A 24,333-nucleotide genomic window follows, 5' to 3' on the forward strand; every position below is an offset into this window, starting at 1 on the left:
ATCAACAGGATCAGAAGATGTAGAAGAAGAAGCTGTGGCAGATGTCAATGACGTAGGAAGTGGATTGGGGGGCGGAGAATCTAAAGGACGAGATAATGAAAACGAAGCCGGTTTAATAAATGGACCATTATAAGTACCTATTCTAGAAGAAATATAGATACCTTCAAGACGGAAATCCCAAAAATCCCCCTCACCTTCCACTAATCTTTGCTTAGCATCCGCTTTTCCAAAGGGCGAATTCGGACCATAACCACGAATACGATATTGATAAGGAAAACCTTTCACTGTAGTATAACTATCATAACCATTGGCGAGTTGAAAAGAACCTGCCTGCGCTGTTCCAGCAACTTGAATAAGTGAAATGCTTTGATCTCTTCCATCATGGACTTCTTTATTTGCAGCTTTTGGAAAATTTTGCACATGAATGAATGTCGTTCCCGAGACATCACCAGAAATCAATATACGATCGGTTTTTTGGGGATCAAACAAACCCTCATCACTCAAAAATGCACTCAACTTAATCTGAGCATTTCCCTCAGCACTGTAAACTTTTTTATCTTTTGATGCGAGAATTCTATCTCCTGCGTCTATATCCGCCCTTTTTCCAATGCGTAGCGTTTGATAACCATTCGATATATCTTCATCATAAAAGATCAGTGTACTATTGGAAAGACTTAGAGAAGAAAGTGATGAAACAGATTCCCGTAAACCGTTGTATTTACTTTTAGTAAGATACCATGTTGAATAACGGGTTAACTCTAAATCAATAGTTGATTTATCGTCAACACGCGTACCTCCTGTAAGAGAAGAAGCACTTGCTTTCACCAATAGAGAAGAGTTATTTTTAGCTTTTAGCAACAAATCACCAGAAATCTTTGTTTCATCAGATAATTCAAGAATACCTTCAGCCCCATAGCCTCTATTCCCCTTCGCATAAATCGCAATACCATCTGGAACTGTCATATTTGTCTGTGATAAATAAACAAATGCCTTCCCTATGAGAACTTTTTGGATTTCTAAAACTTTTTCATCATCTCGTTGCCTAATCATCTTAGCAAGCTCTTCTGGAGCTAAAACATTAAAATACAAACCATGTACTCCATCCCCTTTCACAGAAATATTATTTTTTTCTATCTTAATACTTGTATTCTTAAAGCCATCTGGCGAAACATACTTTTGAATTAATTTGCCATTATCGTCTACATAACCTGAAAAATTTTTAATCAAGAATCCATGCATATTGTTAAGATGAATAACATTTTTTTTCAAATGAACATCCCCCCCTTGAAAAACCTCAAAAGCTTCAGGCAATACCCCCATAGCGCCATTACCATCTATTCTAGCTTCCTCCCTCCTTCCTTGCCCCGTAATACATATAGTATCAAGAATATAGCACCCTCCAAACCGAGTTGAAAATGAGCCAATCTGATTAAAATTAACGGTACCTTCTGACATTCTAACCATTGCATCAAAACCACTCATAATACCGATCCCTTTTACCTTCAAATTATCTGGTTCAATATCGATATTCACACTCACTAAAGAAATATCCGTTTCTTTCCCCCATGCATAAATAGCATGTGAAGCCCCCTTAATTTCCCCTACTGTCATGCTAATAACTGCATTTTGAGCACGAAGAGCAGGTATGTCCTTAAAATCTGCAGCTGTTAGATTAAGTTTTCCACCATTTCTTACATACGCCCCATAGGCAGATATTTTATCTGAATTATCGCCATAAACTGTTATCTGAGAGGCATTAACAACAGTGCCAGCTTTTTCTACATATATAGCTGCAATAGGCGCAGGCTCCTGAGAATTTTTTAAGTAATAAACTTTATTTGCGAGAAAGTGTGTTTTTCTATCATCGCATTTATAAAATGCCTCTCCTGCATCACTTGAAGATCCTGCAGCACTAACATAAGCAACCTGCAAAAAATAAAGAATAGCTGTTGTAAAGTTACATAAAAATACATGTCTTTTCAATACATAAACCATAACTCTTCCCAACTTCTATTCCCCTATTTTTATTCATTTAAGAATAATATCTATATTTAAACTAACAAAATTCTTAAAATACAATAAATATAAAACTAAAGAGCTACTTTTAATACTTAATATAAAAATATATACTTATATATAAGTTACTATATAGTTTATGTATAGATAAAAATGATAGTGTAACCCGCCTGAAAAAATGGTCTCTGAAAAACCATCTTTGCTAATTTGCTAAGACGATGTTGATAAGTTACATCTCCATGCAATGCAAAATGTGAGGACAACTCAGTATTCGACTCAACTCCAATTTCTAGAGAAAAACCAAAAGCCCCTCATTGGAATTCATCTCCAAATTGTACACGTTGTTTTCCTCCAAAACTATTGGCAAGATGAAGCTTGCCATTGAAAGAAACAACAATCCCCTCTTCAGAGACAGAAAGCATCTTTCTTAAAGACCCACCAACACACATCACCCACAAATCAAGTTTTCCATTTCAATATCAAAACCATCAATATCAGACGCCTTATAACCGCACCTTTTGATAAATAACCTAAACCTGCGGATCAAAAATAACCCCTAACTATAATTGTAATTGTAACAAATATGAGTGTTCAGAAGAATCTGAACACATTTAAATTAACGACATGACCTTCGGTCATGAAAAAAAGGCTTATAAAAAATAGAGAAAGGCAGAAACGAACTATCCCCTTTATGTCCTGTCATAAATGACTTACCCGCAATCAAAGGTGTTCCTCTTCAATGTTGTTGTCTTGCCTCTTGCTTGCATGAGAACATCCCCCTTAAATAAACCATAGGAAAAAAGGACATCTATACAAAAGCCTGTATCATGCTGCATGCTGCCATATGCTGTAATAGACCATTTATCAAATGTACTTTTTTGTTTTCTTCAAGATCTTGAGATTGTAGAGATTTTTTTCCATCATTCCCCATTATTCCAAAGCTCAAAGTGTGATGTATATCCTCAATCGCATTGAGCAAGACACTTGCCTCTATAGCGTTATAATTCAAATTTCCGCCATAGCCATATTGAAGCTCAGGTGGTCAGAAACATAATGATAACTTCCACCGTAACCTCGCGCAAAAAGTGCGGGATTTTTTACCATTTTCCCCTAAAGCCCCAGCAGCGATACGCAATGTTTCCAGCTGTTTTTTGTGATTGTTCATATCCATCAAACCAACCTGAAACAAAGCATGAGGCATCGATAGATATGTTGAAACTTGCGGGACAATAGCTTTAACGCCCTCTTCAGGATAAAGAACAAAAGCATCATGATCAGCGAAAACATTATTATGATGAGTATAAGTGCTTAAAGAACGAGACACATCATTTTCCAACCGAATATGACGCAGATGAGAAAGTTTCTGAACATATTCAACTTCAAGTCGATAATTCCAAAATTTCCATTATACTCAATATTTTTCTCTTTAACGGATCCATTCCCACCTTTTACCTATCCATGAGAAGAATTCGGACCATTAGCACGAAAACACTATATCGATAAGGCGCTCCTCTTAAAGCAACATAATCTGTTGCCAGTTTAAAGGGATCCTCCGCAGCCTGTCCAGAAACCTGAACAATTGAAACACTGAGACTATCTTTTTATCGTCTTTTTGCTTACCTTTGCTATGGTTCTTTATTTTTTTGAAACCACTAAAACATCGACAATATGCATCTTAGTTTTTCCATAAACATCACCATAGATTAAGAAGTTTATCAGCTTTTATTCCCTTGCTTTTACCATTTGCAGCAAGATGTGCATTAACATATAAGCGTGCGTCCCCCTGTAAGCATAATCTAAACTATGATCATCATCCAATCTCCTAATACGAAGTGTCTAAAAAAATCATTTCTTGGTTTTCTGAAAAAAATAGAACTATCAATAAGCCTTACCAATGAAAGAAATGAATCTACAAAATATGGAACTTTTTTATGATTATTTTTAAGCGCATTTTTATTTGCTCTTACAGTCCATTGAGATCGATTGAATAACGCAACACTACCATAAGAACCTTTCTCAACATGTGCTCCTCCTGCAAGAAAAGACGCATAGGCATCAAGTGCGACAAATGAATTATTTTTGACATCTAATAACTGATCAGCAAAAAATACGCGAATCCTCTAATATCGTAATATAAGAATACCTCCTAGCATCGTTACTATAAATAGCCGTACCATAGGGAATATGAAGAGCAGTCTTTTTAAACCGAAATTCACCTAAACTTGTAAGAAGCTATCCCTCTTGATATTCATATTGCGAAGGAGCTCCTCTAAAATGCAAACCGTGAACCCCTTGTCCTTTAAGAAGGATCTCTGTGTTTTCAAAAAAAATCCCAGACATAAGACCATCCTGCAACTCATATGATCTTTCCTTAAAAACAGGCTCGGCACTTTCAACCGCTATACCATGAACATCAGAAACCTGAATCTTATCTTCATCAAAGGAAAAAAAACCGCCCTGCTTCACACCAACTACAGATTGAGGTAACGTGGCATTTCTATCACTTTTCTTTTCGCCATTCCCTATAATAAAACTCTTTTTAAAAGAAGTTTTATTATCTTTTGACACAATCACTGCTGATGTAATCTTCTCAGATCTATTTAATTCTAAAATTCAACCAGTTCCTGAAACGCCTTTTCCCCCTTTACTTTTTTCCGGCTTAATAACTATGTTATGAGATTGTATTGTAAAAATAACATCTGTAGTTTTCTTATCCAATCCACTCATATATAACTTATCACGACTTCCAAAAGTACAAGCAGCATCAACTGTATCACACGAATACGATTAAAAAAAAGAATTATATGAAGGTTTATAATCTTCTGCACTCGCATCTATATTGTGCGCGAAGAAAAAAATAGAGGTCGTAAGAGAACACACACATGGCATTTTAATACTTTAATCATAATTTAGTCTAAACTTTCTTTATTTTATCTTTATAAAAAACCGAAAAGACAGATCTGGTTCATGCACTAATTATTCTTATTATGTGTCGTCCACATAATTTGCTTTATATTATATATGAAAATCAAAAATCAGAAAAACAATACAATTAAAAATGATAGCTTAATCCACCAGAAAAATGCGTTCCAGAAAAGCCGGCATTCGTAAATTTATGCTGATAAATCAGATCACTATGAAAAATAATTTTTGGAGATAGTTGCGAAAAAACACCAAATCCAGCTTCTAAAGAAGACCCAAAAGAACCAAGCTGGAAGGCATCTTTAAAATACACAAATTGTTTATCATCAAAACTACGAATGAAATGAAGCTTACCATAGAATGAAAGAACATGTGCATCTTTAGTAAATGTAAGTGTCTTCGTTAAATACCCACCAATACGCATTCCCCAATGATCTGGGCTTTGCATATCAATATTAAAATTATCAATATCACGAGTCTTATGAAACTGGAGATTTTGATAAACAAACTGAACCTGCGGTTCAAAAATAAAATATCGGCTGCCTATCATAAACGTTTTACCAGCAGTTAAGGAAACACTTAGGGGCTTACCTCTCAATGCAGCCGTTTTACCTCGCTCAAGTGTGAGAACATTTCCATTAAACAAACCATAAGAAAAGAGACCATCCACATAAAGACCCGTATCATGCTGCATGCTTCCATATGCTGTGATTGTCCATTTATCAAATATACTTTCTTGACTTTGTTTAACCTTTCGAGGCTGCAAAAAAAGCTTGCCATAATTTCCCATAATCCCAAAGGATGTCGTACTATATGCACTTTCGATTTTCTTGAGTAAAATACTTGCCTCTAGTGCATTATAATCAAGCTCACCGCCATAATCACCATATTTAAGTGCAGATAAATTTGAAGTATAATGATGATGTCCACCGTAACCGCGCAAAAACAAAGCGGAATTTTCATCATTTTTCAACAACCGACCAGAAACAGTTCGCAGCGCTTGCAACTGCTTGTTTTGATTACTGATATCCATCAATCCAGCATAAAATAAGGTATTTGGCACAAGAATATAAGTCAGAACCTGTGGAACAATGACTCTCACATTTGGTTCAAAATGAGAAGAAGGCTCAAAAACAGATGGCGGAACAGGTGAACCAGACGCAACTGGGGCAACAACAGAAGTGGGGCGAGAAACAGGCGGCGGAACAGGTGAACCAGACGCAACTGGGGCAACAACTACAGAAGTGGGGCGAGAAACAGGCGATGGAACAGGTGAACCAGACGCAACTGGGGCAACAACAGAAGTGGGGCGAGAAACAGGCGGCGGAACAGGTGAACCAGACGCAACTGGGGCAACAACAGAAGTGGGGCGAGAAACAGGCGACGGAACAGGTGAACCAGACGCAACTGGGGCAACAACTACAGAAGTGGGGCGGGAAACAGGCGGCGGAACAGAAGGACCAGATGAAACTGGGGAAACTGGTTTAGATTCAGCAATAGCGGGAACAACAGGTGCAAGAGAGGAAGGAGGATTGGGGATCTCAAGCACAACAACATCAGGTACATTAGGTGTGGTAGTAAGATGAAAGTCCCTATCAGGAGAATCTACAGGAGAAGAAAGACTTGGCTCCTGAGGTTTTTGCTGAGAGTTAGAAGCAATAGAACCATCCTCACCTCCAGTCATATTAGGATGAATTTTAGGAAAAGAAGGAATATCGTCAGAAGAAGGAGGGACAACCAAATCAAGAACAGGAAAAACTTTAGTGGAATCGAGAGAAGTAGAATCAACAAATTGACTTTCGAGGCGAAAATCCCAAAATGTTCCAGTATTTTTAAGCACTCTTTGATTGGAATCTGCCGCCCCTAAAGCAGAGCTTGGACCATAACTCTTAAGATGATACTGATAGGGAGAGGCTTCAAGTGTGACATACCCCCCATTTAACTGAAAAGAATCTTCAGCGGCTTTTCCATAAACCTGAATAATGGAAATCCCCTGATCATTACCACCATCTCCCGTCAATGCCCCTGAGCTTCCAGGAACACTATACACATGGACTGTCGTTTTTCCTTCAAGATCACCATTGATTAAAAGCCTTTCCGTTTTTTGCTCTTGCAGAGCACCTCCTTTATCCAAATATGCATTAAGATAAAGACGCGCATCGCCTTGTGCACGATAGACAGTCCCTGATCCTTTTCCGATAAGAAGTGTCTGATAACCATCTGTCGTTTTGGATTTTAGTTCTTCAAAAATAAGAGAACTATCCGTAAGATTGACCGATGAAATGAAGGAATAGTCCCCTAACTTAGAACCAGAAGCATCGGAGTTGTGCAATTTGTCAACTTTTGGTCGCGATAAAATCCACTTTGAACCATTTTTTAACTCTATCTTAGCTGTAGAACTTTCATCAACATGTGTAACTCCTACAAGAGTAGAAGCATCAGCCTCAATCTTTACATTGGAATGCTCAACAGCTTTAAGGAGTGAATCTCCAGAAATTTTTGAATGTTGTGAGAGTTTAACAGAAGTTTCGAATTGGCGGCTATAAATAGCCGTACTTTCTGGAGCCATAACGGTTGTCTTTGTCAAATGGACAGACCCTTTTCCAGGTATAATTGTTTTTTTATCATTTAAGACAGCTTCCCAAAAAAAGCGCATGCCATTAAATGCATTCCCTTCCACAAAAATATTGGAATATTTGATATGAGCATCATTATTATCATTCCCCTGCAATACAATGCCATGAGCATTGTTAACATCAACGTTTCCCTTCTGGAAATTAAGAGAGCCTTTCCCCTGAAGCATACTAAAAGCAGAAGCTTCACGATGATTATCTGTATTTATCCCCTGTTTCCCCCTCCCAGTAATAGAAACACCATCTAAATTAATTTCTCCTTCTCCTCCTGTTTGAACACCAATGCCATCAGCAAAGTTAATTTTCCCTCCTTTCATATAAATTTTTGCACCATTATAACTCAAAAGACCTATCGCATCAGAAGATGTCTTAATCTCTGTCTTTGTCAAAGCAACAAATGACCCTTTACCAGCAACACTGATCCCCATTCTGGTTGCTTTAATCACCCCATCCTGCATCTCAAAAGCTCCCTCATCATTAACATCAGCCCCTATCGACACATCATTTAACATGGAATAAAATAGAGCAACGCCTCCCCCATTTGAGGACTTTACAGCTGTTGTCCAAGCGTTTGCTCCTGAATGGCCATTTGCATTCGAAACACCGTTAATGATTATAGCCTCTCCCTCAATGACTGTATCTTCCCCTGATGCCTCTATGGCAGCATCAGAACTTGCACCCGTAAGTTGATAAGTTTTCTTGGAAATTTCATGCGGTTGACCATCATTACAGCGATAAAATGAGGCACTTTCATTACATGAATATGGCTTCTTCTCAGCGGGAATCTCACCTGCATCAGCATTGTATACAATGAAAAAAATAACCGTTGTAAAATGACATAAAGAGAGATGATTTTTAAGCATAATTTTCTACAAACTTTCTTCCCCTTCTCTAAAAACAAAAAAATACGCGTTCTGTTTAATAACTTTGGTTACGCGCAATAATTTAAAATACGTTTTGTATTTTATATATCCACTAAATGTTTTATGTAAAGCCAGAATCCCAAAATATTACAATTTAAAATTGTGTTATTTATAAAAACGCGTAAAAATATAGATAAAAATAAAAAAACACCCCAAAGCGGTGATTTCAAAAGAATTTAATAAAAATACACTAAAGGAAGAAAAACAGCATAAGAAGCAAGAACTGCAAACCAGAAATCCTTATCTCGTTTCTAAAAAGAAACAAACTTGCTCATGCAAAAAACATTTTTTAAAAAAGCTTATTTTAAAAGTTGCAAACAAATAATAAAAAACCACAAGCTATGCTTGTGGCTTTTTAAACAACTTACCCCAAGATGATCATTCTAAAAACGATAGCGCAACCCACCAGAAAAACTGACCCCAGAAAAACCACCTTTGCTCAACTTATGCTGATAAACCAAATCACCATGAAGCGCAACTTTTTGAGACAAGCGAGCATTAAGACCTAATCCAGCCTCTAGAGAAGAACCAAAAGCCCCTAACTGGAAAGAATCTTTAAAGCGCACAGCTCTTTCTTTGCCAAAATCATGGGCAAAATGAATCTTTCCATAGAAAGAAACATCACGATCTTTTTCAGACGCAGTCAGGGTCTTCATCAAACGCCCCCCCATACGCACCATCAATTGATCCAGTTTACCCATCTCAATATTAAAATTATCAATATCACGAGCCGCATTAAATTGAAGATGTTGATAAACAACCTGAACCTGTGGATCAAAAACAACACCTTCATATCCTGTGACAATTTTCTGACCACCCATTAAGGAAACACTTAAAGGGTTACCCTTCAATGTTGCCGTCTTACCCCGAGCAGTTGTCAGAACATCTCCCTTAAACAGACCATAGGATAAAAGACCATCAACATAGAATCCTGCATCATGCTGCATACTGCCATATACTGTAGCAGTCCATTTATCAAATGTACTTTTTTGGCTTTGTACAACATCTTGAGGCTGTAGAGAAAGCTTTCCATAAGACCCCATAACCCCAAAGGATATAGTACTGTCAACATTTTCAACAGTTTGTAGCAAAACACCTGTCTCTAGCGCATAGTACCCTAGATCCCCTCCATAACCATATTCAAGCGCAGATAAATCTGAAACATAACGATAACTCCCACCATAGCCACGCAAAAATGAAGCAGGATTTTCACGAATTTCCAACATTCCACCCAAATTAGTCCGTACTGTCTCCAGCTGCTTATTTTGATTGCTAATATCTATCAAACCTACATGGAACAAACTATTTGGCAAAAGGAGATAAGTTGGTACCTGAGGAACAACAGATCTTACACCTCGTCGAGATGAGGGAGCATTTTCAATTTTAGAAAGACTATCCGCAGAAGGCGCTGAAACAATATCCGCAGAAGACACCGGAACAACATCCACAGAAGATTCTGGAATAACATCACCAGAAGATTCTGGAACAACATCATCAGAAGATTCTGGAACAATATCCTCAAAAGAAGCACGTGCAGGAGGTGTACGTTTAGAAACCATAAGAGTTCCTCTATAACCAGCAGGTTGAACATATTCATTTTCTAAACGAAAATTCCAAAATGCTCCTCTCTTCGAATCAAATTTCTGTTTAACATGCTCATCCCTTAGAGTATCACCTGGGCTATAAGAACGAAGAACATATTTATAAGGCGCGCCATTTAATGCAACATACTGCCCATTCAGTTGAAAAGAGTCATACAATGCATCTCCATAAACTTGAATAATTGAAACACTATGCGCTTTTTCGTTTTTTCCTTTTAAACCTCCCGCAACCCCTTGTATATGGACTATAGTTTTTCCCCAAACATCACCATGAATGAGAAGCCGATCCGTTACCTGATTACCACTTGTATCACTAGGATTTAAACATGCATTCAAATGAACCCAAGAACCACTACCAGCCTGATAAACAAGACCTTTTCCTTTTCCAATATGAAGCGTTTGATATGTATGATCAGTACTGGACTTTGTTTTTTTAAAAATAATAGAACTATTAGAAAGATCTACCGATGAAATAAATAAAACACCTCTATTATTAGGATCTTGTAATTTTTTTGGTTGCAATAAAACCCACTGTGAATTATTTTTCAATTTAAGGTCAGCTGTAGAACTATTATCAACCTGAGTTTGACCGACAAGTGCAGAATCATCAGCAACAACCTTTATAGAAGAGTGACGATCAGCCTTCAGCAACAAATCTCCAAAAAGCTTTGTTTCCTTTAAAAATATTTCAGACTTTCCAGATTGACTGCTATAAAGAGCTATACTATCTGGAACTAAAAAACGCGTTTTTCTCAAATCAACGCGCAATGATTCCCCCTCTGACGAACCACCTGATGTTGCCTTACCTTCAAAATGCATACCATAAAATGCATTACCTTTCACTGTAATATTGGAATCTCCAATATTAATCTGAGAACCTTTATTTCCCTGCAATAAAAGCCCATGAGCATCACTAACATCAACAGACCCTTTCATAAACTCAACATAACCATCTTCAGATATGTGAAAAGCTGCTTGCCGACCTGTATCCAGCCCTTGATCATCCTTGCCAGTATTCCCCTTGCCGGTAATAGAAACACCCTCTAAAATAAGATATCCTTTTTCTCCTGCTTTAACCCCAACACTCCCTAGCCTAATTTGCGTATTCTTTAAATCAACTCTACTTTGAGATTTTCCTTCTGCAAAAGCCCCCACTTTAATTGCATCAATCGATCCACCAGATATTGTGAGGGAACCACCTTGAGCTTCCACCCCCACTAAAACGCCACTCAACGTAGAATCGCTCAGATAGACGTTCGCATGTTCTGATGCCTTTACTCCATATTTCCAAAAATTCTTTTCCGAATTATTCTTTTCATCCAAAATACCCTTAACAGTTATATTCTCGCCACGAATAATTGTACCTTCCCTAGACGCCTCCATGGCTCCATAAACACCATTAATATTTTTATTCGTTAGTGAATAAACTTTATTATTAATTTTGTGCTCTCCACCATCAGAACACTGATAAAATGCTGCATTCTGATCACATGAAGACTGCTTTTTTCCAGAGAAAACTTGAGATTCAGCATTGTGTGCAAAAACATCAACATTGTGTGCAAAAAAGAGACATGCTGTTGTAAAAGTACATAAGGAGAAACGATTTTTAAATAGATTTACCATAATTACACCATAATTTCGCCCCGCCACAGAGCAACACATAATGTATCAAAAAAATTAATACGTTTTGATTTAAATACAGGAAGATTGTTAATATTTTTTGTGTTTTATGTAAATATGGAATTAAAAAATTACTCAAAAATACAATCTAAATCTTTTGATTTTACAAAAAAATTGCAAAAATATAACTGAAGAACGACAGAAAAATCACCTTTAAAGTTGTTATTCCAAAATAGCCTTAATCGGTTGACATGCATCAAAAACGCCTACATTAACTGCTGTCCCCCCCCCCAGAACGGGTATAATCAACCTCCTTACGATAGAAATATTATATTGAAACAATATGTACTTTGTAAGCAGACAAAACATATACTAAAATTGAAAAACAAGAGTTTACCTATGCCTTTTTAGACAAACTTCGTGGCAAGACAGCCTAATAAAGAGTAGGAACGTGTAAAAATCAGTTCCTATTTTTACTACCTCCTTTTAATGTAACTTGATAACATTTAAACGCATTCAGAGCCGGATCTTTAAAAAGTAAAGATTATACATGACTTCATCCTGGTATTTATCGCATTCCTTTTAAGAAAACACATTTTCCAAAAACAATATGTCATTATGTTTCTCATTCATCAGTTTTCTCAGATATCTCTCATTTTTTCCATCCCCATTTCACAACGACAGCGGATATAATATAAAGTTCATCGGATATAGCCCTCATTGCGCTTGAGTATCTTCTTTTCCTTTGCCAATTTCTAATATTGTAAATCCTCTTCTCTTAACATAATCCTCCAAAATTATATTGACTCCTTTCTTAGACAATTATCCACTTGCCAATCTTACATAATATGCAACGAAATGCTTTTTATAGGTTCATCATAAGAGCATTGAAAATATTTCCGCATCCTGAATTAAAAATATCTTTATCAATCGGCATATAATAAATAATATAATAATCACTCTGAAATACGCGTTTTGAAACCATAACGTACAAACTCTTCAAACTTTTCAAAAAAATGAAAGAAGTCCAACCCAAAAGCATATCAAAGATATGCGAAGTTACACTCTCGTAAAAAGGCTATAACACAAAATGAATAGAGAATAAGAAAAAGCCACAAGCATAACTTGTGGCTTTTTCAAAGATTAATCAGAAACAGCAACAAAACTAGAAATGATAACGCAAACCACCAGAGAAACTAGTTCCAGAAAAACCAGCTTTCGTTAGCTTGTGCTGATAAACCAAATCGCCGTAAAGCGCAAATTTTTGAGACAATTGGGCATTAAAACCTAATCCAGTTTCTAACGAAGAACCAAAAGAGCCTAGCTGAAAAGCATCTTTAAAATGCACAAATTGTTTTCCTTCAAAACCGTGAGCAAGATGAAGCTTGCCATAGAAAGAAACAACTTGAGCCTTATCAGTTGCGACCAGCCTCTTTGTTAAACGCCCTCCAACACGCCCTATCCACTGATGAAGCTTTCCCAGCTCAATATCAAAGCCATCCACATCAGGCACTTTATTAAATTGAAGATATTGATAAACAACTTGAACTTGCGGATCAAAAACGAAACCGTTCTCCCCCACCATAAACGTTTTACCAGCAGTCAATGAAGCACTTAAAGGATTTCCCTTTAATGTTGCCGTCTTGCCACGTGCAGTTGTTAGAACATCACCTTTAAACAAACCGTAAGACACAAGACCATCAACGTAAAAACCCGCATCATGCTGCATACCACCGTATGCTGTAACTGACCATTTATCAAATGTACTTTTTTGACTCTGCTCAACATTCAAAGGTTGCAAAGAAAATCTCTCGTAGGCCCCGATAATTCCAAAAGAAGTGGAACCATACATATTTTCGATTGCTTTCAGCAAAACACCTGCCTCTATGGCATTATAATCAAGCTCGCCGCCATAACCATATTCAAGCGCGGAAAGATTTGAAGTATAACGATGATTGCCGCCATAACCGCCCACAAAAAAGAAAGGATTTTCACCACTTTCTGATAAGCCCTCAGAAGAAATTCGTAAAGCTTCTAATCGCTTATTTTGATTGCTCACATTCATCAAACCAATATGACGTAAGGCATTAGGCAAAAGGAGATAAGTCGGAACCTGCGGAACAACAGCCTTAACTCCCGGCTTAGGATGAGGCTCTGGAGCTGGTGCTGGAGAAGGTTCTGGTCCTGGAATTGGGTCAGGAAAAGGCTTCGGAGCAGGATCTGGTTTAGGTTTAACATCAGAATCTATAGATCTACTTTCAAGGCGAAAATCCCAAAATTCTCCGTTCCCTTCAACTAATCTTTGATCCATGTTTGCTTTTCCTAAATGAGACCCTGGACCATAACTATAAAGCTTATACTGATAAGGTAATTTATCTAGTGCTACATAACCACCTTCCAACTGAAAAGAATCTTGCTCTGCTTGTCCAGAAACCTGAATGATTGAAATACCTTCATCATTTCCTCCCCTTCCCGTGTATCCTCCTGGACTTCCTGAAACTCCATGCACTTGGAGCTTTGTTTTTCCCGAAACATCACCATGAATTAAAACACGATCAGTCTTTTGATGATCAAGAGCACCACCACTATTCAGATAGCTATTAAGGGAAATAGAGGCACCGTCCCGTGCTCTATAAACTTCACCCTTTCCCTTTCCAATACGAAGGGTTTGATAATCATCAGCAGAAGAAGATTCATGTCTTTTAAAATTAATAGAGCTCTCACCCATAAGACTAACGAGAGAAATAGAAGAATCATGGGCAGCCTCATGTTGATCTTTTTGCAACGGTTGTTGTAAAATCCATTTAGAACGGCCTCCCAAATAAAGTTCGGCATTAGAATTTTTATCCACATGTGTGCGACCTTCAAGAGTAGAAGCATCAGCCAAAACTGTTATAGAAGCACCTTCCTCAGCTTTTAATAAAAAATTCCCTGAACGAAGAGTGCTGTGCACCAACCCCACCGCACCAGAAATAATGTTTCTACCATAAAGAGCCGCATCGTCTAAAACAGAAAACTCTGTTTTATCCAAATTAACAACTTCTAATCGTGGTAAAGCTTTTTCTTCCTCTGATGAAATTTCTTCTTTTTTATCCCCACCTTCACTCCATGGCTTCTCTCCTCGCAAATAGATACCATAAGATCCCTTACCCTTTACAGTAACAGAAGAGGATTTCATATTAACTTCAGTCACAGGAATCTTTGAATCAGAATCTTCATTTGATAAATCTTTAACTTCCTGCAGAGGAATAGAATCGACTGTATTTTCTAATAATATGCCATGGACATCCATAGCACGAATAGTCGTACCCTCTAAATTAACAGCCCCCCCTAAATCCGTATGCACAACCGCATGATCCTTGCCTTTGTCCGCCTTCCCAGTAATTTCAACATTCTCGAGATTTACCTTCCCACCTAACGTCGAAGAAACCCCATGGCTGTTCATAAAATCAACTGATCCACCTGACATCCAAACTTCTGAATGATCATAACTTAAAAGGCTTGCGTTCCCATTAGCGGTCTTAATTTCTGTATCTTCTAAAAGAACAAACGAGTTCTCTGCTGCATCAACACCCTCATTACTTTCCTTAATCTTGCCATTTTTTACCTCAATCACGCCATCACTCGCACGAAGGGCTATAACTGTATTTTTGATAATCGGATCTTTCAAAACAATCTTACTGTTCTCTAATACATGCACCCCCACTAGAAAAGTTTTATCAGCAACTTGACTACTAACCGTTACACCCCCCCCACTAACCCTTGTGCCTCTTCCTTTCACCGTTATAGCAGTAGGAACATCAGGATAGAAGGAAGCGTTTTCATTCGTAATCTTATAAGACTTATTATCAATTTTAGACTCCCCTTTAGACTCCCCGCAATTATCGCATACGTAATATAATCCACTATAGTAATAAAACCCAGGATTCACATCTCTTCCATCAGAGTCTGCATCTTTAACAGAGTTATCTACATTACCCGTATGCCCATTCCATCCAACCTTTCCACTCAGCTTACGATAATCGCTCCCCCCACGAATACCCTCATCGTTATTGCGAACAGGAATCATATTAGGAGGATAATAATTATCCCCACTTTCTCCACTAAGAGGAAGCTTATGCTTATTACTCCCGCTAAGATGAGGAGAAGAATTAGCAGAGACAACTGGGATAACCTTTATAACATAAGGTTTACCGACCTCCTCTGTAGCCGCATAAACTTCTCTTCCATTTTGGAACAAAGAGAGGATAGCTGTTGTACAAGCACACAAACATAGATGATTTCTAAAAACTTTAATCATAGTTCCCTCGAAACTTTTCTTCCCCTCTCATTAAAAATAAAAGCACCTGCAAAACATCCCATTGCACACCTCAAAACACGAAAAGTGTAACAAAAAGAACATGCCTCATGCTCATCTGAACTGTGCAATGAATTATCCCAATACATTCGGCAGAAGCTCTACGCTAAAACTACCTATAAGAGAATAATTAACAATTGCACTTTATGGGTGTATAATGCATTCTGTATTTCGTGTAAAGAAAAAATAAAATCAGTGCGTGCAATTAATTAAAAAAACAACTAAACCTTGTGAACTTTAAAAATTAATCAACAAGAAGATAAATAAAACAATGAGTTAAATCAGTGGAAAATAAACTCTCAAAAACGAGTTTTATAAAACATCAAATATTATATTAGATAATATCAATCACTACCAAAAAGGATAAGGTAACCCATACTGGACTACTGAACGCTTAAAAAGCCGATAAAAGTGAGGCACTCTATCGTATCAGTAGCAGCATAAACTTTAAAAAAATTCGCTTTAGCGTAAAAAAGTGCTCTCATACATAAAACAAACTATGTCTTTTTTGCTCAATCAAGAAGATGAAAAGCTTTTAAGAGCAACACAAGTTGTTACAAAGAAAAAAGGCAGCACATTGTGCTGCCTTTTCTAAAAAGTACATACTGTACCTTATATTAAAACTGATAACGTATTCCTCCAGAAAAACTTGTTCCAGAAAAACCAGCCTTATTAAGCTTATGTTGATAGAGAATATCAGCATGCAGAGAGAACTGTGGCAAAAATTTGGCATTAAAGCCTAATCCAGCCTCTAATGAAGAACCAAAAGCCCCTAACTTGAAAGCATCCTTGAAATGCACAGACTGTTTTCCTTCAAAACCGTGAGCAAGATAAAGCTTACCGTAGAAAGCAACAGCATCCATGCCTTCAGAGCCTATAGGAGTCTTGGTTAAGCGTCCACCAACACGTGCCACCCACTGATCAAGGTTCCCCATTTCAATATCAAAGTTGTCGATATCACGGGCTTTATTAAACTGGAGATGTTGATACACAACCTGAACCTGCGGATCAAAGACAAAACCCTTATATCCTGTAGCAATTGTCTGACCACCTGCTAAGGAAACACTCAAAGGTTTACCTTTCAATGTTGCTGTCTTACCCCGTGCAAGGGTGAGAACATCACCTTTGAATAGACCATAGGATAAAAGTCCGTCGACATAGAAGCCAACATTATGCTGCATGCTACCATATACTGTAGCAGTCCATTTATCAAATGCACTCTTCTGACTTTGCTCAACATTCAAAGGCTGCAGAGAAAGTTTTCCATAAGTTCCCATAACGCCAAAGGATATAGCACTATCAGAGTTTTCAATAGTTTGCAGCAGAACACCTGCCTCTACACCATTATAACTAAGATCACCGCCATAACCATATTCAAGTGCTGATAAATTCGAAGCATAACGATAACTTCCACCATAGCCGCGTAAATATAAAGCAGGATTCTCACGAACCTCTACCCTTCCTGTAGAAGTCATCCGCAACGTCTCCAACTGCTTGTTTTGATTACTGATATCCATCAAACCAGCGTGGAATACACTATTAGGCAAGACAAGATAAGTTGGAACCTGTGGAACAACAGACCTTACAAATTGTTCAGAAAGGGCAGCAGATCCCATAGACTTAACATACTGATTTTCTAGACGGAAGTTCCAAAACTCTCCACCATCCTTAACAAACTTCTGCTGAACATGCTCCTGTTTCGAAGTCGCTTTTGGAGCATAAGCACGAAGAGTGTATTTGTAAGGTGAGTTGCTCAGTGCAACATAATTGCCATCGAGTTCGAAAGAATCTTTCTTCGCTTGACCATAGACCTGAATAACTGAAACACTGTGAGCAATCTTTCCATTCGCTCTAGCATCTCCTACATTGCCCGCATCACCTCGTACATGTATTTTTGTTTTTCCAGAAACATCACCATGAATGACAAGCCGATCCGTCACTTGTTGATCACTCGGATCATGAGGATTTAAACGTGCATTGAGATGAATTACAGCATCACCCTGTGCCTCATAAACTGTGCCGTTCCCATTTCCAATATGGAGAGTCTGATATTTCCCTTCAGATTCGGAAGATCTAAAATCAATAGCACTATTTACAAGTCTCACAGAAGAAACGCATGAATCCACACATCCTGAATCTAGAGTACCCAAATTCTTCTGCGCACTTCTTTTTAGAACCCACTGTGAACTATTAGCCAAGTCTAATTTTGCATAAGAACTTTTATCAACGCGAACATCGCCTGTAACAATAGAGCTATCAACCGTAACTGATATATTAGAATCATTCTCGACTTTTAATAATAAGTCACCAGCAAGAGTTGTTTTATTTTCTAATGAAACATGACCACCAGAATTATTACCATAGATAGCTATACCCTTTGCAACTTCAAAATCAGTTTTCTTCAACGAAACTGTTCCTGTTATGCCTATAGGTGTTTTCTCCTGTTTGGATACAGCACTCCACTTAACAACAACTTCTTCCTCAGTTGCTAAATCCTTACTTCGATTTTGTTGACTCTCTTCTTTCTGTGTTACTCCATCAAAATATATACCATAGGTTCCATCACCTTCTACTTTAACAGTAGAAGACTCGATATTTGCGCGATTCATAGTAGGACGAACCTCAGAAGATCTCCTTCTCCTAGGAGAACCGGCCTCAACCACATTATCACCAGAGTTCATAATCCACAAAGCACGAGAATCAGTAACAACATTTCCATTCTTAAAATCAATGGAAGCATTATCACTCAACAGAAAAGCTGCACGCTCTAAGTTCTCTATGGAATCTAACTTCCCTGTCGCTTTTTTCACATTAATGCTAACTTTGTCTAACTCTACGCTCCCCCCAGATTCTGACAACACTGCTACTCCCTTTGCCAAAGTAATAGCCCCAGAATCCATGGTTATCTTACCGCCTTGACTTGCCAGACCAGCTGCAACATCCCCCGTCACGTTAATTTTTGTATCCTTTAAATTAATAGATGATCCAGAACCAGCCAAAGCACCCACATAAAGCGCATCGACTGTCCCACCAGTCATCCTAACCTTTCCGCCACTTTGCGCTTCAAGCCCAATCACAGAAGATGTAATTGTTGATTTATTATCCAAAACAATCTCTGCTTTCTCTTCTGCAAGTACAGCACTCACCGCCTGTATTGCAGTAAAATCAACATTATTTTTACTATCAGAAAAATCCATACCACTAATAGTAGCACCCTCTAATTTAACAACTGTATTACTCTTTGCATGCATAGAACGCTGAGTTTTCTCATTTGCCTTCAGTGTAAGATTTGTCATTGTATGTGATTGACCATCACTACAAAAATAAGCAACTTGCAGTCTTTCCGTACCATTTTTCTCCGTATTACTACACTGAGAAGAAATACCTTCCTGCTTTATACCATTGGCTGATACAGTCGCCACCATAGGCTTTTGCGATTCAGATCTGAGTGTGTCGGCTCCTTTATTATAAAGTAGAACACTTGCTACAGGTTTACCATCCATCTCCTTAGAGGCAAGCTTCCTTTGCTTAGATTTAATAGAATTAACTAGAGTAGAAGAAAGCTTAGGCTTTTTAGTTTTTCCAGAAGCAGCAGGCACTTCAGTCTTGACATTTCCCAACGAAGAAGATTGAGGAGCAGAAGATGAAGTCCGTTCTTCAGTTTCAGAAACTGAAGAAGTTCCAGTCAAAGGACCTAATTCCACATCAGAATCGCCTGTGTCAGACCTTCCAAGTACAGAACTCTCCAGCGTAGAAGGTTGAGGAGCAGAAGATATAACAGTCTGAGACGGAATTAATTCAACCTTTGTACTATTACCCTCTGTAATATTACCTTCTTCGTCCACTATATCATACCCCACATCATCAGATTCCGCACTTGAATTATCAAGAAGAGAAATACTTAAAGTTTCACTATTTCCATCTGTTAATCTATCTTCTGTTTCCGGTGATGGAGTACCACCTTCACTTACATCATTCACATCAACTGTATCAGTATCACTATGGGCCACTGTAGCATCTTGTACTTCATTCTGACTATCCGTTCTATTAGGAGAAGCAATAAGAGAAGTATCTACACTTCCATCAATAGTTTTCTCAGTTGGCAAAACACTTCCTGAAACAGATGGAGTATTTCCTGAAGCTTCAAAAGTTGGAGTAAGATTTCTAACAGATGCATCAACTGAATCCACATCAGGCTCTTCTACATCAGATCTCCCAAGTAGTTCAGGATTGCTAGGCAAAACAGAAGCAGTAACTTGATCAAGTGTTAATGAAGAATCTAATTCTGAAGAACCATTTACCCCAGATACAGTGCCTTCACCTTCAGATGATGAAACATCAAAAACAACAGGCTTAATACTATTACGAGGTCCATGAGCTATACTAGCAGCTATATTTCGCCGACTTTCACCATTTTCTAACTTACTTTCTAAGCTGAAAGTCCACAGTGTATCAGGATAATCTTCTAATTCTTCTGAATTACTGGAAAATCGTATTGAACCAGAAGAACTATATTGTATTGGACCAGACGCCCTAAGAATATATTGATAAGGAGATCCCTGCAATGTGACATATTCATTAGCAAGTTCAAAAGAATCTTTTCGTGCGTCTCCATAAACTTGAATAATTAGAAGAGGGGCAGGTTTTTTTGTATTTTGCTCCCGTTCACCTTGATTTTGCACAGCTTGACGCTGAATTTTCTCTCCATCTTTTAGTTTTTCATTTAAAGTGGTGATGACAGAACTATCATTTACATACACCTTCGTTTTTCCAGTAACAGCGCCATAAACCAAAAGCTTATCAGACATAAGCTTAACGTTACCTGAATCACCAGAAACAAAATTCACATTGACATAAAGCCTAGCATCTCCTTCAGCATACAAACCGCTACCTAGATGCGTACCTTCTTCATTTCCAAGTTGCAGTGTTTGATAACCTTCATCTGCACTTTTTGGAGGCAAAAATACAATACTACTATTTGTAAGATATACCGCCGAAAGATTTGAATCTATACGATGTCTATCTTTCTCCAATGGTTGATGATGAGTACTTTTTGTTAAATACAGTCCTGAACGAGACAAATAAAGCGCAGCTTTTGCATTCTCATCAACACGAGCTGCACCTATAATCGAAGATTCATGAGCGTGCACCAATAGACTAGAATGAGATTCAGCTTTTAAAAATAGATCACCCGAAAGAACGCTATTCTCTCCTAAAATGACAGCACCATTTAAATCACCACCATAAATAGCTATACCTTCTGGAATTTTAAGAGTAGTTCCTGTTAAAGAAACCATCTGCGCTGTACGACTATTGTCTTTATTTATTATGATTTCTTCTGCATCTGTTTCTTCTTCATCTTCTGCAGCTGCCGTATTAAAATATATGCCATAAGAACCTTCTCCCGCTATTTGAATAGTTGACCTTTGAATGTCAGCTTTAATCTTAAAATGACTTTTACTCTCCTTACCCGTTATACTCACTATATATTGCAAAGCGTCCTGATCAGATCTAGTCTTCCCTATAGTAGAGAGAGGAGTAACAAGAGCATCCTCCGTAGCGTGATAAGTATAATAGAGTCCATTCAGCTCAAGCATTTCATCTTTTGAATAAATAGAATCATCTTTATCACCACCATCCGTATCATCAATATGAAAACGAGTTGCCAAAAGACCACCCACAAAACCACGATCATCTATCGGAGCGGTTACAAACTCATTAGCACCATCAGTAACCCAAAGAGCAACTGCATCAGAACCTTCAACTCTTCCTTTTTCAACAGAAATAAGACCTCCATCTGACAGGAAAATTAAATTTGAAGAACTTTCAGAATCAGAACTCTTTCGCCCGCTTATCCCCTTTCGACTGTTAATACGAACTCCATCTAGTCTTACAATCCCTTTATATCCGGCTAAAACTCCCACATCACCTGTATCAAGATTAATTGACCCGGACTGCATCATTATTCCAGACCGGCCCTCACTTTTCAAACCAATTCCAACAGGATAAAAATCCACTCCATTTAGAAAAATAAACGAATCATGATCAGAAGAAGCTCCTATCCCAGTATAAACGATTCTTCCACCCTTCATATGAATCCTTGAATCGCTTTGAGCATCAACCCCAACTATAAAGTCCTTAATATTTGAATTTTCTAGCTTAACTCTTGAACCAAGTGTTGCTAATATTCCTGCCCCCACTTTTGTATCAAGATAGCTATTGTAATCATCAGGCCTATTTTCTAAATCATTAGGATTACCAATGTTATTAGAATTTAAAATTACATGACCTTTTGGAACAGCTATCCCCCTAATAGACACAGTATCTAACTCAACAGTCGTACCTCGATCCGAAAACAAGACTTGTTTCTCACCCGATTTATACACCTCTTTCCGAGTAACCTGTCCTGTGACATGCATAGCGTTATCACCAAACTTCAACACACCAATAGTACTTCTCTTTAGCTGATGATACCTCGTATCAGAACAGAGCACAGAGTTAAGGGACAAGAAACTCCCATCAGAACATGAACTTGCAACAGGAGCACCTTGGACAACACCAGGAGCAGCACCAGGAGCACCAACACCGCCAACACCACCAGGGACACCGCCAACACCAACACCGCCAGGGACACCGCCAGCTCCAGCACCACCAGCACCACCAGGGACGCCAGCGCCACCAAGACCACCAGCACCACCAAGACCACCAGCACCACCAAGACCACCAGCACCACCAAGACCACCAGCACCACCAAGACCACCAGCTCCAGCTCCAGGGACGCCACCGCCATTGCCATTGCCTATACGATTACCCTCGTTTGGACCAGCGACTCGTGGTGCAGGAGGCGCAGGCAATTCTGCTGCTTTAGGCTCAGGAGATGGTGATGAACCTCCGAAAGATGGTATCAGAGATGAAAGTGAAGAAGGTAGTTTTGGAAGTGATATGCTAAACCAACCAGCCGAAGCATCTACACTTTGTAAAAAGAAGAGAGCACTTGTTGTCAGTGCGTACAGACTTGTACGCTTTTTAAATACATTGGTCATATGTTAAACTTTCTAAATATGTTGCAAAAACACTAGAATTAAGTGAAAATGAGGTAAGTGAACAATTTGTAACATATGTTAGTCAATTTTACAACATAGTGTTATTTATTTATGCTTCATTTTGTGCATAAAAATACCAAAGTTAAGTTTTTAAGTGCGCAAACCCTTATAATATTAGATAAAAGGATAAAATTACGATGATAAAATATATGAAACGGATGACTTCTGTTTTACTGGTTGCAATTAGCTTTGCAACTGTTTTATGGACACAGATGAGTATTGCAAATACGAGTACTCAAACAAATGTAACAATTAATCATGTTTCAGGCACGACTCCTGTTCCCGCTTCTCCACAAAAGGTTGTTGTGTTTGATATTGCCTCTCTTGATAATATGAATCGCCTTGGTATCAAAGCGGTTATCGGTATTCCTGAAGGAAAAAAACCATCCTATCTGCAACAATTTGATGATGCAAAATATGAAAAAATTGGTACCCTTTTTGAACCCGATTATGAAAAAATTGCCACTCTTCAACCTGATTTGATTATTATTTCCTCCAGAACTCAAGCAAAATATAACGATTTATCCAAAATCGCTCCAACAATTGATCTAACTGTAGGAAATGAAAACTCTCTTGCAGATATTGAACGGAATGTGTCTATCCTTGGCAAAATTTTTGGCAAAGAAAAAGAAGCTGAAGCAGAAATTGCAAAACTCAATGAAACTTTAGCTGAAGTTCGTAAAAATACTAAAGGAAAAGGCCAAGGTCTTGTACTCATGACTTCTGGTGGAAAAATCAGTGCCTTAGGACCAAAATCACGTTTTGATATTTTGCATTCCGCTTTTGGAATTGCCCCTGCAACCGATAAACTCACTGTACAAAAACATGGACAGCTCATTTCTCCTGAATTTATTCTTGAGACAAATCCTGATTGGTTGTTGGTGATTGATCGGGATGCCGCAATTGGACGTGAAGGGCAATCTGCAGCACAATTGCTTAACAATGAGCTTGTTCACCGCACAACAGCAAGCAAACAAAATCAAATTATTTATTTGGACTCTTGGAGCTGGTATCGTGCAAGTGGTGGTTTAACGGGACTCTTTGAAACCGCTAAGCAGATCAATGAAGCCTTTACAAAGAGCAAATAAGCATACAAAAGAGCTTGCTTGCTATATAAATAAAATTTAAAAGCAGAGATTGTTTATTAAGCAGTCTTTG

General features: G+C 38.1%; 7 protein-coding genes and 1 pseudogene. 1 reads left to right on the forward strand and 7 read right to left on the reverse strand.

Translation table 11 applies throughout. The annotated features are described in order from the left end of the window. The 7 genes and pseudogenes from U736_RS11455 to U736_RS12065 form a co-directional block, all read right to left on the reverse strand. A pseudogene (locus U736_RS11455) lies at nucleotides 1-1,995 on the reverse strand (autotransporter outer membrane beta-barrel domain-containing protein); the annotation flags it as partial. Between the two features lie 1,063 nt (nucleotides 1,996-3,058). Then, nucleotides 3,059-3,340 (reverse strand): hypothetical protein, encoded by a 282-nt coding sequence (locus tag U736_RS12985; protein ID WP_034452331.1) that lies wholly within the window; start codon nucleotides 3,338-3,340, stop codon nucleotides 3,059-3,061. A 908-nt stretch (nucleotides 3,341-4,248) separates the two neighbouring features. Then, nucleotides 4,249-4,584, reverse strand: coding sequence for a hypothetical protein (locus tag U736_RS12060; protein ID WP_143711779.1), 336 nt, complete (start codon nucleotides 4,582-4,584; stop codon nucleotides 4,249-4,251). A 484-nt stretch (nucleotides 4,585-5,068) separates the two neighbouring features. Then, entirely contained in the window at nucleotides 5,069-8,434 is a 3,366-nt protein-coding gene (locus U736_RS0110460) for an autotransporter outer membrane beta-barrel domain-containing protein (RefSeq protein WP_026500772.1), read from the reverse strand. A 443-nt stretch (nucleotides 8,435-8,877) separates the two neighbouring features. Next, complete coding sequence (locus U736_RS0110470) at nucleotides 8,878-11,718, reverse strand: autotransporter outer membrane beta-barrel domain-containing protein (RefSeq protein WP_015856790.1); 2,841 nt, start codon at nucleotides 11,716-11,718, stop codon at nucleotides 8,878-8,880. 1,162 nt (nucleotides 11,719-12,880) lie between these two features. After that, on the reverse strand, nucleotides 12,881-16,015 hold the full coding sequence (locus U736_RS13045) for an autotransporter family protein (RefSeq protein WP_026500773.1): 3,135 nt from the start codon (nucleotides 16,013-16,015) through the stop codon (nucleotides 12,881-12,883). Nucleotides 16,016-16,689: 674 nt separating this feature from the next. Next, the gene (locus U736_RS12065) at nucleotides 16,690-23,115 is read right to left on the reverse strand and encodes an autotransporter family protein (protein ID WP_026500774.1); all 6,426 of its coding nucleotides are present in this window, start codon (nucleotides 23,113-23,115) and stop codon (nucleotides 16,690-16,692) included. 197 nt (nucleotides 23,116-23,312) lie between these two features. Here U736_RS12065 and U736_RS0110495 point away from each other — a divergent pair, with 197 nt between their 5' ends. Then, a complete protein-coding gene (locus U736_RS0110495) occupies nucleotides 23,313-24,263 on the forward strand; it encodes a siderophore ABC transporter substrate-binding protein (RefSeq protein WP_026500775.1) in 951 nt (316 codons plus the stop codon). Nucleotides 24,264-24,333 lie beyond the last annotated feature (70 nt).

The sequence above is a fragment of the Bartonella grahamii ATCC 700132 genome (assembly GCF_000518085.1).
Lineage (GTDB): Bacteria > Pseudomonadota > Alphaproteobacteria > Rhizobiales > Rhizobiaceae > Bartonella > Bartonella grahamii.